Genomic DNA, 13,523 nt, shown 5'->3' on the forward strand with positions numbered 1-13,523 from the left:
ACCCGCGCAAGAAGAAGCGGAATCCCGGCGCAAGGCCGGGACGACGGTTGAAGTAATATGAGTCCTCAGCCTGGCACCAGCGCCGGGTGTTCCCCGCCCGGCGCTCGGCAAGCCTCAGGCCGCGCGCTTCTCCAGCGCATGGGCGGCTTCGGCCATCAGCGTCGCGATGATGTCCGCCACCGGCTCTTCCTTCGTCACCATGCCGACCGACTGGCCGGCCATCACGCTGCCATGCTCGACATCGCCGTCGATCACTGCGCGGCGCAGCGCCCCGGCCCAGTAATGCTCGATCTGGAGCTGCGCCTCGGCCATCGCCACCTTGCCCTCGTCGAGCAGCTGGGCGACTTCGCGCTGCTTGGCGGTGAACAGCTCGCCGCCGGCATTCTTGAGCGCGCGCACCGGGATCACCGGCAGGCGCGGATCGATCTGCACACTCGCGGTGGCGTCGCGCGCCGAAGCGCGGATGAAGGCCTTCTTGAAGTTCGCATGCGCGATGCTTTCGGTCGCGCAGGCGAAGCGGGTGCCGAGCTGGACGCCGGCCGCGCCCATGTCGAGATAGCCGGCGATCGCCTCGCCCCGGCCGATGCCGCCGGCGACGAACACGGGCACCGCCTCGGCCACTTCGGGCAGGATCTCCTGCGCGAGCACGCTGGTCGAGACCGGGCCGATATGGCCGCCGGCCTCCATGCCCTCGACCACCAGCGCGTCGACGCCCGAGCGGATCAGCTTCTTGGCCAGGCTGAGCGCCGGGGCGAAGCAGATCAGCTTCGCGCCATTGGCCTTGATCGCGTCGAGCGAGCCCGCCGGCGGCAGCCCGCCGGCCAGGACGACATGGCCGATGCCATGCCGGTTGCAGACCTCGATCAGGTCGAACAGCTGCGGGTGCATGGTGATCAGGTTGACGCCGAAGGGCTTCGCGGTGAGCGCCTTGGTGCCGGCGATCTCCGCGTCGAGCAGCTCGGGCGTCATCGCGCCGCAGGCGATCAGGCCGAAACCGCCGGCATTCGACATTGCGGCGACGAGGTTGCGCTCGCTCACCCATGACATCGCGCCGCACATGATCGCGACCTCGCTGCCCAGAAAGTCGCGTCCCCGCGCCATCCGGCGCTCCAGTCTCTCTTGTCCGATCGTCATGGCAGGGGCCTAGCCGCGCCCGGCGGCTCCCCGCAAGCCCGGTGTCATTTCTCGGTAGTCGTATATTCGCCGGTGACGGTCACCCAAACGCCGATCTGCTCCTTGCCGCCCAGGCGCGGCGGCCGCATCAGGAATTGCCAGGATGCCTGCTGCGTCGCGTAACCGAAGCCCGATCCGCGAGGCGACTCACCAAGGATCTGGCAATCGACAAGCCGGTTTCGTGGCGCCGTGCGGCACGCGATCGTGCCAGTACCGTTCTTGGCCCGGCGCGGCCGATAGGGCTCGATTTCAGCATTGGTCGGCTTTCGGACCCATCCGCCTGGAGCATAGAGCGGCTCGCCATTGGGGGCCGTGCCAACTATCGGACTATCGTCCGCCCGCGCACCGCCGCTATCGGCGACCTCGCTGTCCTGGCTGCGCGTCGGCCCGCGCGACGGCATCCTGGCGATGTCGCCCTGCTGATAATCGTTGCGGCTGAGCTTGAGGAAGGTCGGCGGCCCCACCGGCACCGGCGTCTCGACCGGCACGGGCACCGGCGGTGGCGGCTGGGTCTGCGCCTCGGCACGCTGCGCCTTCGCTGCCTTCTTCTGCTGCTTCTCGGCCGGCTTCTTGTCGGGGCTATCCTCGCCCTTCGACGCCTCGACCCCGAACACGGTGGTGCGCCCGCTCTCCTTGCGGCTCGGCACCGGCGGCACGAAGAAGAGCAGGAGCAGCACCAGCAGCAGCTCGATGGCGAGCGCCAGCAGCAATGCGGCGCCCCGCCTGCGGAGCAGTCCCGAATCGGCGAAGGGACGGGAAGGCCACCGCATCACGGCTTCGCCCCAACCATTGCGCCGCGGCGGCACGGCGTCCGAAACATGGCAGCATCGCGCCGCATGTTACGGTGCGTTGCAGCCGGGCTGGAAAAGGGATCAGGCCGCTTCGTCGGTCGCGTCGAGGCCATAGGCGGTGTGGAGGATGCGCACCGCGAGCTCGGTCTCGTCCTCGTTGATCAGGACACTGACCTTGATCTCCGAGGTGGTGATCGCCTGGATGTTGATCCCGCGCTCGCCGAGCGTCTTGAACATCGTCGCGGCCACGCCCGCATGGCTGCGCATGCCCACGCCCACCACCGAGATCTTGGCGACGCGCGTGTCCTGCAGCAGGTCGGCGAAACCGATCGAGCCCTTGGCCTGGTTGAGCGCCTCGATCGAGCGCGCCAGATCGGCCGCCGGCACGGTGAAGGTCACGTCGGTCGCGCTCGCCGAACCCGTGCTCTGGTGCGCGATGTTCTGGATGATCATGTCGACGTTGATGTTGGCCTCGGCCAGCGGATTGAAGATCGTCGCCACTGCGCCCGGCTTGTCCGGCACTGCGGTGAGCGTGATCTTCGCTTCGTTCTTGTCGTGCGCGATGCCGGTGATGAGCTGGCTTTCCACGTCCTGAATCTCCTCTTCGCCCACGATCATCGTTCCGGGCAGCGTGTCCGCCATCGGGGCATCGTCGCCGGTGAACGACGACAGCACCTGGACGCGGACCTGTTCCTTCATCGCCAGGCCCACCGAGCGCGTCTGGAGCACCTTGGCCCCGACGCTGGCGAGCTCCAGCATCTCTTCGTACGTCACCTTCCTGAGCTTGCGGGCCCGGGGGACGATGCGCGGATCGGTGGTGTAGACGCCGTCCACATCGGTATAGATGTCGCAGCGATCGGCCTTGACCGCCGCCGCCACCGCCACCGCCGAGGTGTCCGATCCGCCGCGGCCGAGCGTGGTGACGCGGTTGCTGCCGTCATTGGCGATGCCCTGGAAGCCGGGGATCACCGCGACCTCGCCGCGCGACCAGCCCGCTTCGAGCCCGGCGGAATCGATCGACCGGATGCGCGCCTTGGCATGGGCGGCGTCGGTGTGGATCGCCACCTGCGAGCCGAGCCAGGAACGCGCGGGCACGCCGATCGCCTGGAGCGCGACCGCGAGCAGGCCCGACGTGATCTGCTCGCCGCTCGATACGACCACGTCATATTCGCGCGGATCGTAGAGCGAGCTCGCCTCGCGGCAGAAATTGACCAGCCGGTCGGTCTCGCCGGCCATGGCCGAGACGACCACCGCCACCTGGTTGCCGGCTTCCCATTCGCGTTTGACCCGCGCCGCGACGCTCCGGATGCGCTCGATGCCAGCCATCGAGGTGCCGCCGAACTTCATCACGATACGCGCCATGGAAAGGAGCCTGTCTGCTTTGCGGGCCTTGAGGTCCCCGCCTGCGCGGGGATGACGATAATGGGGCGCCCTGATAGGAGCGGCGCATGGCAAGCGCAACCAAAGCTACGATTGACCCGCGTGAAGCTGAGCATTTCGGCAAGCTGGCGGCGGACTGGTGGAATCCGAAGGGCTCCTCGGCAATGCTGCACCGGCTCAATCCGGCGCGGCTGGGCTATGTCCGCGCCGCGATCGACGCGCATTGGGGCGGCGATCCCACCCGCTTCACGCCACTGGCGGGCAGGACCGCGATCGATGTCGGCTGCGGCGCCGGCCTGCTTGCCGAGCCGCTCGCCCGGCTGGGCGCGACAGTGACCGGCATCGACGCCGCGCCCGAGAATATCGGCGCCGCCCGCGCGCATGCCGCGGCCGCCGGGCTGGCCATCGACTATGTCGCCGGCGGGATCGAGGATCTGCCGGGGCGGACCTTCGACCTCGTCACTTCGATGGAAGTGATCGAGCACGTCACCGATGCGGCGGCCTTCGTCGCCGCGCTGGCGGGGGCGCTGGCCGAGGGTGGGCTGATGATCCTCTCCACTCCCAACCGCACGCTCGCCTCGCGCCTGGCGATGATCACGCTGGCCGAGGGCACCGGCGCGATCCCGCCGGGAACGCATGACTGGAGCAAGTTCCTCCGCCCCGAGGAGCTGGAGGAACTGCTGGCCGCCACGGGACTGAAGGTGACCGACCGCACCGGCCTGGGCTTCTCGCCGGCACGCGGCTTCGTGACCGGCACCGGCGAGGCGCTGAACTATCTGGTCACGGCGGTGCGGGCCTAGACCGCCCGGGCGGAGCGGTCGCGATCGGCGACCTAGCTCCCTTCCGTCGCCAGCACGTGCGCGACCACGGCATTGGCATGCCCATGGCCCATGCCATGCTCGTTCTTCAGCATGGCGACCAGCTCCATGTGCTTGGCCGGCAGCGCCTTGCGCACCAGTTCCTGCCATTCGCCGATGGGGCGCCCGTACTTCTTCTCGATGGACGGGAAATAGGAAGCCGGTCCCTTGATGGATTCGTCAGCCACGCGCTTCGCTCTCCGAATATATTGCCGGAACGCACTGGCCGATGCGTGGCCGTGACGCAATCGCGGCTCAGGGCTTCTGGCCGAAGTCCAGCACCGCCATCGCCCCGATGTCGAGCGTCTGCCGGGCGGTATTGATGTGCAGCGCCGCGGCGAGCTCGCCCTTCGCATAGTCGCGATCGGCATGGCCGACGATCTTGTAGAGCTTCCATTCGGGCCCGACCGTGACGCCCTCGCCGAACAGCCTGGTATAGGGCGCGGCGGCAAGCTGGAGCTGGGCCGAGGCGATCGCCGCGGTGGTGGCGCCCTCGGCCGGCTTCTCCACCCGGGCGTAGAAGGCGATGAGCAGCTTGTCGCCCTTCCGCACGCCTGCCTGCAGCGGCGCGTTGACTCCGACGCTCCAGGCATTGCCGCCCCCCGGCGTCTCGACGCGGATCGCCTTGCCGAACTGGACCTTGGCATCCTTGATCGACGCCGGCTTGGCCCCGCCCGGCAGGCCATAGACCTGGAAACTGTCCGGATCGGCATTGTTGAGTATCTCGGGCTCTGCCGCCGGCGCCGCGTCCTGCGCGGCGCGCGGGGCGGATCCCATTGCCGGAATCGACAGGGTCATGGCGGCGAACGCCAGTCGCTTGGTCATATATGCCTCCCCTCGTTATTTTGCGGCGAGGCTATGCCTGTGTCCGGAACGTTTCAACGAAAAATGTTAGCGCTACCGATCAGAAGAGCCGGCCGCCATCGGGCACCGGCATCGAGGGATGGAACAGCACCACCCTGCCGGCCGCGTCGGGAAAGCCGAGGGTCAGCACTTCGGACATGAACTTGCCGATCTGGCGCGGCGGGAAATTGACCACCGCCGCGACCTGGAGCCCCGGCAGTTCCGCCAGCGCATAATGCTCGGTGATCTGCGCCGAGGAGCGCTTGCGGCCGATGGTGGGGCCGAAATCGATCAGCAGCTTGTAGGCCGGCTTGCGCGCCTCGGGGAAAGGCTGCGCCTCGACGATCGTGCCGACCCGGATGTCGACGGACAGGAACTGGTCGAAGCCGATCGTCTCGGCGGCCGGGGCGGCGGGATCATGGGAAAGGTGCATGCCGACCCTCTGCCACCGCCACGCCGCCGAGACCAGCGCTCAGCGGCTCGCCCCGTCATACAGCTGCACATTGAGGGCATCGAGATCGATTCCGTCGGCGCAGCGCAGGTTGATCTCCACCATCGGCCCGTTCGGCCCCTGCCCCTCGGCAAAGGGTGCGACGCCGCAGGTTCCGCAGAAGTGATGATCGATGACATGATGGTTGAAGCGATAGGTCGCCACCGCATCGCGCGGGGTGTGGAGCGTGAACCGCTCCGGCGTGGTGAAATGGTGGAGCGGCGCCTTGCGGCGGCAGATCGAGCAGTTGCACTGCATCGCCTGGCCGGGCGGATCCTCCGCGACCGTATAGGCGATCGCGCCGCAATGGCAGCTTCCGGTGAACGGCATCGGCTCTCCTCCTGTTCCATGGCCAACGCGCCAGCGTCGCCCATTGCTCTTGTTCTAGTTATGTTCTACCATGCCAGCATGCAATCGGGCTTCGGATTCTGCGGGCACGACGACATCCAGCGCTGGCAGCGCGCGCTGGAGCCTATCCGCACCCTGGCCGGACCGCTACCCCGGCGCTCGCCGATCGGGGCGCTGGTCAAGTCGATGATCAGCGGGCGGACCAGGGACGCGGTGTCGCTCGCCGCCTATGACCGGCTCGTCGCCGCGTTCGGCACCCCGGCGCGGGTGCTCGCGGCCGGCCCGGCGGACGTGCTGCGCTGCATCGGCGCGGTCACCCATGCCGAGGACAAGGCACGCTACGTGATCGGTGCGCTCGGCCGGATCGCGGCGGAGCGCCGGGGGTTCGACCTGGGCTTCCTCGGCGACCTGCCGCTCGACGACGCCCTGGCCTGGCTCGAACGGCTGCCGGGCGTCGGCCGCAAGGTCGCCGCCGCCACGCTCAACGCCAGCACCCTCGACCGTCCGGTGCTGATCGTCGACGGCCATGTGCTGCGCGTGCTCCAGCGCACCGGCCTGGTCCACCGCGGTGCCGGCGGCCGCGCGGCGAGCGAGGCGGTGACCCGGGCGATGCCCGAATGGCAGGGCCGCGACTTTCTCGACTTCCACATCGCCACCAAGAAGCTCGGCCAGACGCTCTGCCGCTTCGACGCCGCCGACTGCGCGCGTTGCCCCTTGCGGCGCGATTGCCGCGCGCGAGGCGATTGACAGGGCGGCGCGGCTTTCGGACAGGAGGCCATGGCCGAGGTGAAACTCCATCCGAGCTGGCTCGATCCGCTGCAGGGCGAGTTCGCCGATCCGTACATGGCGGCGCTCCGCCAGTTCCTCGTCGCCGAGAAGGCGGCGGGCAAGCGCATCTTCCCGGCGGGCAGCGAGTGGTTCCGCGCGCTCGACCTGACGCCGCTCGAGGACGTCCGCGTCGTCATCCTCGGCCAGGATCCCTATCATGGCGAGGGCCAGGCGCACGGGCTGTGCTTCTCGGTGCGGCCGGGCGTGCGCACCCCGCCCAGCCTGGTCAACATCTACAAGGAGATGGAGGCCGATCTCGGCATTCCGCCGGCGCGGCACGGCTTCCTCGAGCATTGGGCCGGCCAGGGCGTCCTCCTCCTCAACGCGGTCCTCACCGTGCAGATGGGCATGGCCGCATCGCACCAGGGGCGCGGCTGGGAGCGATTCACCGACGCGGTGATCCGCCTCGTCAACGCTCGCGCCGAGCCGGTGGTCTTCCTGCTCTGGGGCAGCCATGCCCAGAAAAAGGCAGCGTTCGTCGATTCGATCGACCGCGGCGGCCGCCATCTGGTGCTCAAGGCGCCCCATCCCTCCCCCCTTTCCGCCCATTCGGGCTTTTTCGGCAGCCGGCACTTCTCCAAGGCCAACGAATTCCTGAGGAGCCGCGGCATGAAGCCGATCGACTGGGCGCTGCCGCCACTACAGAACTAGATTTCACCTATGCAGCAGGATGACTTGGCCCCACGCTTGACTTAGGCTGGCCGCCGAGGAGACTTCGCATGCGCCGTACGCTGACTGCCCTGATCGCGCTTTCCCTTTCCGCCTGCAGCGGCGGCGGAGGCGGCAGCGGGTCTGTCGCGGGCGGCGGCGGATCGACCGGCAGCGCGACGCCGACGCCGACCACCACGCCCACCCCCACCGTGGCGGGCTGCACCCTGCGCGAGCGCCAGGACTGGGCCGCCGCGCAGCTCAACGAATGGTACCTCTTCCCCGAGACGCTGCCCGCCAGCCTCGATCCCACGCCCTATGCCAGCGTCGGCGCCTATGTCGACGCGCTCACCGCCACGGCGCGGGCCCAGGGGCGCGACCGCTATTTCACCTATGTCACCTCGATCGCCGAGGAGAACGCCTATTATAATTCGGGCTCGAGCGCGGGCTTCGGCTTCCGCCTCTATCTCGACGGCAACCGGCTCTACTCCGCCGAAACGTTCGAGGGCACCAGCGCGCTCACCGCCGGGATCGACCGCGGCACCGAGATCCAGGCGATCGGTACCAGCGCCGCCAACCTGCGCAACGTCAGCGACATCCTCGCCGGCGGCGGCACCGCCGCGCTGACCGATGCGCTCGGCCCCAACACCGCCGGCACCAGCCGCACCATGCGCGTGAACGACGCCGCCGCCGGCACTCGCGTGGTGACCATCGCCAAGACCGACTATACGCTCACTCCGGTCTCCTCGCGCTACGGCGCCAAGATCATCGACGATGGCGGCCACCGCGTCGGCTATGTCAATCTGCGCACCTTCATCAACACCGCCGATTCGCCGCTGCGCGCGGCCTTCGCCCAGTTCCGCACCGCCGGCGTGACCGAAGTGATCATCGACCTGCGCTACAATGGCGGCGGGCTCGTCTCGATCGCCGAGCTGATGGGCAATCTGATGGGCGCCAACCGGGCGACCTCGGACGTGTTCGACTATATGACCTTCCGCCCGAGCAAGTCGGCGGAGAACAGCACCGCCTATTTCGCGCCCCAGACCCAGTCGATCGCGCCGACCCGCGTCGCCTTTATCGGCACGTCGAGCACCGCATCGGCCAGCGAGCTCGTCGCCGCCGGGATGCTCCCCTATCTCGGCACCAGCCTCGCGCTGGTCGGCACCAATACCTATGGCAAGCCGGTGGGCCAGATCGCCATCGACAAGACCGCCTGCGACGACCGTTTCCGCATCATCGCCTTCGCCCTGCAGAATCGCGACCATCAGGGCGCCTATTTCACCGGGCTCGCCGGCACGGTGCGGGCGAGCTGCCGCGCATCGGACGACATCGCCTATCCCATGGGCGATCCGCGCGAGGCATCGACCCGCGCCGCCCTCGACTTCATCCAGGGCCGGAGCTGCACCGCGATCAGCGCCGTGACCGCCACCGCCGCCGCGAAAAGCGCCACCGAGACGGGCGGCGCGGCGGCGCACGAGCTGCTCGCGCCCGCCCGGCCGAGCGTGCCCCAGCGCGACGTGCCCGGCATGTTCTGATCCGTTTTTGCGGCGCGCGGCATAGGCGCGGGCCTCCGGGGTTGCTATCTTCCCCTCCCGACGATGGAGGAAGCAATGAAGTCGCTGTTCGGCCGCCTGTTCGGCAAGCGCATCGCGCCGCAGCCGGAGGCCGCGCTGGCGCCCCCGGCCACGCCGCTGGCCGAGAAGACCGAATGGGTACGCGACCAGATCCGCCGCGACGTGGCGAGCGGCTTCTATGACGAGGACGCGATCCTGACCAACGCGTCCGACGCCTTTGCCGACGACCTGTCTCCCGACGAACTGCGCCCGCTCGCGCAGAAGCTGCTCCGCCAGGCACTGGCCGAGCAGCGCGCCGCCGAACGCCACTGGCCCGACGAAACGGATTGCGACCGGCTCGACGCCGCCTTCGCCGCGCTGGAGGAAAGCGGCGTGATCACCCGCCAGAATTTCAGCTGCTGCGGCAATTGCGGCGCGACCGAGATCTGGGACGAGGTGCGCGCGGCGGAAGATGCCGGGGTGTCGGCACGCGGCTATGCCTTCTACCACATGCAGGACACCGAGAGCGCCGTGGACGGCGGCGGGCTGTACCTCAACTACGGCGCCTGCGACGAGGGCGAGGACGCGGCGCTGGCGGTGGCGCGCGACATCGTCGTCGAGCTCGAGGCGCACGGGCTGGAGACCCGCTGGGACGGCAGCTGGGACCAGCGCATCGGCGTGGCGCTCGACTGGAAGCGGCGCCGGGGCATCTGAGGGGCGCATCTGAGGGGCGCATCTGAGGGGCTGCCGCGCACGCGGAAGTTTACGAAGTTTAGGCTATGGGGGGCCGGTTTTCTTCCGCTGCCCGCGTGCGATCTCATCCAGATGGGCCTGGAACTCGGCCTCGCGCCGCGCTTCGTCCGCCGCTTCGCGCGCTTCTTCCTCCCGGGCCAGGTCGGCGGCCCGGACATCCTCCAGATTGTCCACGCGCGTCCAGCCGAGCGGCAGGTGGCGATCGCGCGAACGCCGCTCGCCCGCCTCCTCGGCATAGGCATCGTCCTCCAGATTGTGCATCGCGCGCGAGAGCAGCGAGGCGGCGCCGTCCGGATGGCGCCGGGCTTCCACCATCCGGTCGATCCAGGCGCCATAGCGCACCGGATCGCGGCAGCGCAGGAGGAAGCGGGTGAGCCGCTCGTCGAAATGGCGCCGCTCGCCGATCTGCTCACCCTGATAGAATACCGGCACCGCGACGCCGTGGATCGCGCGGCTGAGCGCGGCTTCTGCGAGCCGCTGCACCGCATAATCGAGCGCCATATCCCAGGCGAAGCGGAAGCTCTGCGCATCGATGCGCCTTCGCAGCATATAGGCCGATTGCGGCTGCATGCCGACCCGCTCGCAGGCGTGGGCGACGCAGCCGCTCTCCGCCAGCGCCTCGATGAAATCGACCTGCTTCTCGGGAGACCAGCCATCATGGCGCGGCCGGACCCGAACGGGGGAGCCGAGGCGCGGCTTGGCGCCGTGCTCCGGGGCGGAGGCCGCGCGCGAGGCGGCGGCATTGCGTTTCCTGCTCATCAGGCAGGATAGGCCAGACGAAATCCTAATTTGCGAGCGTGGTTGGAGAGGTTCCCGGCAGATGTTGCGCCGGGGCATCCATCAGGATCGCGGCGCCGCCGACCCCGGGCGGCCGGAGCGCCGCGCGGCCACGCCTGGCCAGCAGGATCGGCGGAATCGCGAGCAGGATCGCCGCGACCATTCCCCCGGCCGCGAGCAGCCCGAGCGGCGTCGTGCGCGCCTCCGCCTCCATCACCACGCGATCGCCGACCCGGAAGGTGGCGCGGGCGGTCTGCGGCGCGAGCAGGGGGTGCGGTTCGGTGTCCATGCGCGGGGCTCCCTTCGGAGCGCCACCCTAGCATTGATGGCCGGGCGGCGTCTTCAGTCCCGGGCGGGCCCGATCAGGTCCCAGCGGTTGCCGTAGAGATCCTCGAACACCGCGACCTTGCCATAGGGCTGCAGGGCGGGCGGACGAACGAAGCGCACGCCGGCTGCGGCGAAGGCCGCATGGTCGCGCGCGAAATCGTCGGTGGCGAGGAACAGGAAGACGCGGCCCGCGGCCTGGTTTCCGATCGCGGCTTCCTGTTCCGGCGTGGCGGCACGGGCGAGCAGGAGCGTGGTGGCGCCATCGGGCGCGCCGGGCGGGCGGATCGTGACCCAGCGCTTGTCCTGCTCGGGCTGGTAACTGTCCTCGACCAGCGTGAAGCCCAGCTTGCCGACGTAGAAGGCAAGGGCCTCGTCATAGTCGCGGACGATGAGGGCGATATGGGCGAGTTGGGGCACCTTGTCTCCAGAGCGGGCCGGGCCGCGGCAACCGGCCCGGGCGCCGTCGCCGGAAAGGCTGATACCCAAAATGGATTATTCTTCCAGTCTATTTGGTTGCCTGGATCGAAAGGCAGGGACTATGCTCGAATTCCGCATGTCGAGTCGCACATGAATTGCGCGAAACTCCATGGGGCAATTCGGGTCAGCCAATAAATTTCTTCGATAAATCCTGGGTCGCATGACGCCAATTCTTCTACTGGGGAGAATCGATCATGCTACGCATTGAAGTGGATATGTTCTCGGGCCGGCCCAATCCGGTCTGGATGATCACCGAGGAAGAAGCAGCCAAGAAGCTGCTCGGCGCGGCCCGCGAGATGCGCGCCGCGGTGACCAAGCCCGGCGCGGGCTATGACGGGCTCGGCTTTCGCGAGGTTCGCGTCGAGAATCTCCTCGACGACGTGCGGGCGCCGCGCGGGCTTCCGCAGAAATTCGCGGTGGCGCCCACCGGAAAGGAGAATCTGGATGCCGCGGGCGAGCTGGCGCGCCTGCTCATCGGGACGATGCCGCTCCGTTCCGAGGTCCGGCTGGTCGAGCATGCCGTGACGCCGCTCGACGAGAAGCTGCGCGAGACCGCGCTGGAATGGATGGAGGTGACGACGCGCCTGATGCGGAAGCCCCCCGGACCGCCGCCCCCGCCGCCCCCGCCGAGCAACCCGCTCATCACTACCATTCCCGACAGCAAGTGCAGCCAGTGCCAATATGAGGTCAGCCAGTATAATCCCGGCTTCTGGAACAATCCGGCGACCCAGCCCTATAATAATTGCTACAATTACGCGCGGAACTGGCGCACCAACACCTTTGCGCAGCCGGGCCGCGCGCATGGTGCCGGCACGTCCGTCATGGCATGCAACACGGTGACCGCCGCGGCGATGGCCGATGGCCTCAAGAAGCGGTGCACCTGCCTGCCGCAGAGCGAGTATCCGCGCCGGCTGATGGCGCTGGTGATCGCGCCGGGCTATGACTATCACTGGTATCGTCACCAGCGCGGCGGCTTCTGGGGCCACAAGCCCGGCAGCACGGCGGCACGCAACTATGACAGCAACGGCGTGCTGATCACCGACCCGCAGACCTGCGCGCGGGGGCCGTACACCAATTTCTGCGACTTTTTCTACGCAGGCAGATCGGTGGTGATCAACTGAACCAGGCCATGCGCGTCGAGCTCGATGTCTTCAGCGGCCGGCCCAATCCGGTCTGGCAGCTCGACGCGCGAGCCGCCGCGGCGCTGGCCGCGCTGCACGATGCCCTGGCGGCGGGCGCGGGCTGGCGGGAGCCTCCCGCGCTCGGCTATCGCGGCTTCCTCTATGCGATCCGGGCCGATGGCTGCCGCGCCTATCATGGCGCGGTGCGGACGCCGCACGGGATCCTTGCCGATCCGCAGCAGAACATCGAGCGCTTCCTGATCGCCCGGCTGCCGCGCGACTGGATCGGACTGGTGCCGATGATCGAAGGCACGCTGCGCCCGCGGGAATGAGCCCGGGAGCCGCCGAATCCGGGGCCCCGGGGCCAGACATCCCATTCTTGATCGTCGTCCCCGCAACCGGGAATATCAGTTCCACCTTGGTCGAGAACCCGGACAAGTCTTTGAGATCACTTCCGTCATCCCCGCGCAGGCGGGGATTCAGGGTAGTATGGGATGATCGAGGCAATCACGCGGGTACCGGCCGGAAACGGCAAAGCGAGCTTCGCGCCCCTCGCCCCTGGCCCGGGATCCCGCCTGCGCGGGGATGACGAGGTTTGCTGATTGGATCCTCACCCTAGCGCTTCACCGCCACGACCTTGATCTCCGTCAGTCCCGCGTCGGGGAGCAGGCGATCGACGTCGATCGCGGTCCAGGCGGGAAAGGGCGCATGGACATAACGGTGCTTGACTCGCTTCATCGCCGCGAGCTGGGGCAGGATATCGGTATGGAAGCTGGTGATGTCCACCACATCGTCCCAGCTCGCGCCGGCACGCTTCAGCGTCGCCTCGATCCGGCGGAACGCGCGGTCGAACGCGGCCTCGAGATCGGTCTCGCCCGGCGCGAACCCCACCACCACACCGGAGAGATAGATGGTGTTGCCCGCCACCACTGCCTCAGCATAGCCCCAATCCTCCTGCGACGCCTTCGCACCGGGATTCTCCGGCATGATCACCGTCATCGCGCTGCGCTGGGCGTGGGCGGCGGCGGGCAGGCAGGCCAGCGCCGCTGCGGCCAGCGCCATGGCGCGCCGCGCGCGCCGCCGATTCGCCGCACCACCGATGCTGCGATCCATGTCCCGTGCCATTGCCTGCCTCCACCCTGGATGTCCGATGCCCG

General features: G+C 68.6%; 18 protein-coding genes. 7 read left to right on the forward strand and 11 right to left on the reverse strand.

Translation table 11 applies throughout. The annotated features are described in order from the left end of the window. Window positions 1-114: 114 nt before the first annotated feature. The 3 genes from ACIQCS_RS09005 to ACIQCS_RS09015 form a co-directional block, all read right to left on the reverse strand. A complete protein-coding gene (locus tag ACIQCS_RS09005; protein WP_401530624.1) occupies window positions 115-1,101 on the reverse strand; it encodes an NAD(P)H-dependent flavin oxidoreductase in 987 nt (328 codons plus the stop codon). 77 nt (window positions 1,102-1,178) lie between these two features. After that, the gene (locus tag ACIQCS_RS09010) at window positions 1,179-1,943 is read right to left on the reverse strand and encodes a hypothetical protein (protein WP_345849576.1); all 765 of its coding nucleotides are present in this window, start codon (window positions 1,941-1,943) and stop codon (window positions 1,179-1,181) included. Window positions 1,944-2,045: 102 nt separating this feature from the next. Further along, on the reverse strand, window positions 2,046-3,326 hold the full coding sequence (locus ACIQCS_RS09015) for an aspartate kinase (RefSeq protein ID WP_280277566.1): 1,281 nt from the start codon (window positions 3,324-3,326) through the stop codon (window positions 2,046-2,048). Between the two features lie 86 nt (window positions 3,327-3,412). On the opposite strand from ACIQCS_RS09015, the gene ubiG reads away from it, so the two are divergent. Next, window positions 3,413-4,144 (forward strand): bifunctional 2-polyprenyl-6-hydroxyphenol methylase/3-demethylubiquinol 3-O-methyltransferase UbiG, encoded by a 732-nt coding sequence (ubiG, locus tag ACIQCS_RS09020; RefSeq protein WP_345849575.1) that lies wholly within the window; start codon window positions 3,413-3,415, stop codon window positions 4,142-4,144. A gap of 32 nt (window positions 4,145-4,176) precedes the next feature. Here ubiG and ACIQCS_RS09025 read toward each other — a convergent pair whose 3' ends face one another. From ACIQCS_RS09025 to ACIQCS_RS09040, 4 genes are all read right to left on the reverse strand, one after another. After that, window positions 4,177-4,389 (reverse strand): DUF4287 domain-containing protein, encoded by a 213-nt coding sequence (locus tag ACIQCS_RS09025; protein ID WP_345849574.1) that lies wholly within the window; start codon window positions 4,387-4,389, stop codon window positions 4,177-4,179. Between the two features lie 67 nt (window positions 4,390-4,456). Beyond that, on the reverse strand, window positions 4,457-5,026 hold the full coding sequence (locus ACIQCS_RS09030; protein ID WP_345849573.1) for a hypothetical protein: 570 nt from the start codon (window positions 5,024-5,026) through the stop codon (window positions 4,457-4,459). 79 nt (window positions 5,027-5,105) lie between these two features. Beyond that, window positions 5,106-5,477: a tRNA-binding protein gene (locus ACIQCS_RS09035; RefSeq protein WP_345849572.1), complete on the reverse strand. Its 372-nt coding sequence runs from the start codon at window positions 5,475-5,477 to the stop codon at window positions 5,106-5,108. A 39-nt stretch (window positions 5,478-5,516) separates the two neighbouring features. Then, complete coding sequence (locus ACIQCS_RS09040; RefSeq protein ID WP_345849571.1) at window positions 5,517-5,864, reverse strand: GFA family protein; 348 nt, start codon at window positions 5,862-5,864, stop codon at window positions 5,517-5,519. Window positions 5,865-5,942: 78 nt separating this feature from the next. Between ACIQCS_RS09040 and nth the strand changes: the two genes are divergently transcribed. From nth to ACIQCS_RS09060, 4 genes are all read left to right on the forward strand, one after another. Next, window positions 5,943-6,629: an endonuclease III gene (gene nth / locus ACIQCS_RS09045; protein WP_345849570.1), complete on the forward strand. Its 687-nt coding sequence runs from the start codon at window positions 5,943-5,945 to the stop codon at window positions 6,627-6,629. Between the two features lie 30 nt (window positions 6,630-6,659). Then, the gene (gene ung, locus ACIQCS_RS09050) at window positions 6,660-7,361 is read left to right on the forward strand and encodes a uracil-DNA glycosylase (RefSeq protein WP_345849569.1); all 702 of its coding nucleotides are present in this window, start codon (window positions 6,660-6,662) and stop codon (window positions 7,359-7,361) included. A 68-nt stretch (window positions 7,362-7,429) separates the two neighbouring features. Next, window positions 7,430-8,893 carry a S41 family peptidase gene (locus tag ACIQCS_RS09055; RefSeq protein ID WP_345849568.1) on the forward strand — a complete coding sequence of 488 codons (1,464 nt, stop codon included), beginning with the start codon at window positions 7,430-7,432 and terminating at the stop codon, window positions 8,891-8,893. 75 nt (window positions 8,894-8,968) lie between these two features. Then, a complete protein-coding gene (locus ACIQCS_RS09060; protein WP_345849567.1) occupies window positions 8,969-9,625 on the forward strand; it encodes a DUF6891 domain-containing protein in 657 nt (218 codons plus the stop codon). A gap of 63 nt (window positions 9,626-9,688) precedes the next feature. Here ACIQCS_RS09060 and ACIQCS_RS09065 read toward each other — a convergent pair whose 3' ends face one another. The 3 genes from ACIQCS_RS09065 to ACIQCS_RS09075 are packed head-to-tail and all read right to left on the reverse strand — an operon-like array spanning window position 9,689 to window position 11,185. Further along, window positions 9,689-10,423 (reverse strand): hypothetical protein, encoded by a 735-nt coding sequence (locus tag ACIQCS_RS09065; protein WP_345849566.1) that lies wholly within the window; start codon window positions 10,421-10,423, stop codon window positions 9,689-9,691. Window positions 10,424-10,448: 25 nt separating this feature from the next. Next, entirely contained in the window at window positions 10,449-10,730 is a 282-nt protein-coding gene (locus tag ACIQCS_RS09070; RefSeq protein ID WP_345849565.1) for a hypothetical protein, read from the reverse strand. 53 nt (window positions 10,731-10,783) lie between these two features. Beyond that, on the reverse strand, window positions 10,784-11,185 hold the full coding sequence (locus ACIQCS_RS09075) for a VOC family protein (RefSeq protein ID WP_345849564.1): 402 nt from the start codon (window positions 11,183-11,185) through the stop codon (window positions 10,784-10,786). 254 nt (window positions 11,186-11,439) lie between these two features. Between ACIQCS_RS09075 and ACIQCS_RS09080 the strand changes: the two genes are divergently transcribed. After that, the gene (locus ACIQCS_RS09080; RefSeq protein ID WP_345849563.1) at window positions 11,440-12,366 is read left to right on the forward strand and encodes a hypothetical protein; all 927 of its coding nucleotides are present in this window, start codon (window positions 11,440-11,442) and stop codon (window positions 12,364-12,366) included. 8 nt (window positions 12,367-12,374) lie between these two features. After that, a complete protein-coding gene (locus ACIQCS_RS09085) occupies window positions 12,375-12,698 on the forward strand; it encodes a hypothetical protein (RefSeq protein ID WP_345849562.1) in 324 nt (107 codons plus the stop codon). A gap of 283 nt (window positions 12,699-12,981) precedes the next feature. On the opposite strand, the gene ACIQCS_RS09090 is transcribed toward ACIQCS_RS09085, so the two are convergent. Then, a complete protein-coding gene (locus ACIQCS_RS09090) occupies window positions 12,982-13,491 on the reverse strand; it encodes a RidA family protein (RefSeq protein WP_345849561.1) in 510 nt (169 codons plus the stop codon). Between the last annotated feature and the right edge of the window lie 32 nt (window positions 13,492-13,523).

Origin of the sequence: Sphingomonas sp. NPDC092440, assembly GCF_044754985.1 — a bacterium.
Lineage (GTDB): Bacteria > Pseudomonadota > Alphaproteobacteria > Sphingomonadales > Sphingomonadaceae > Sphingomonas.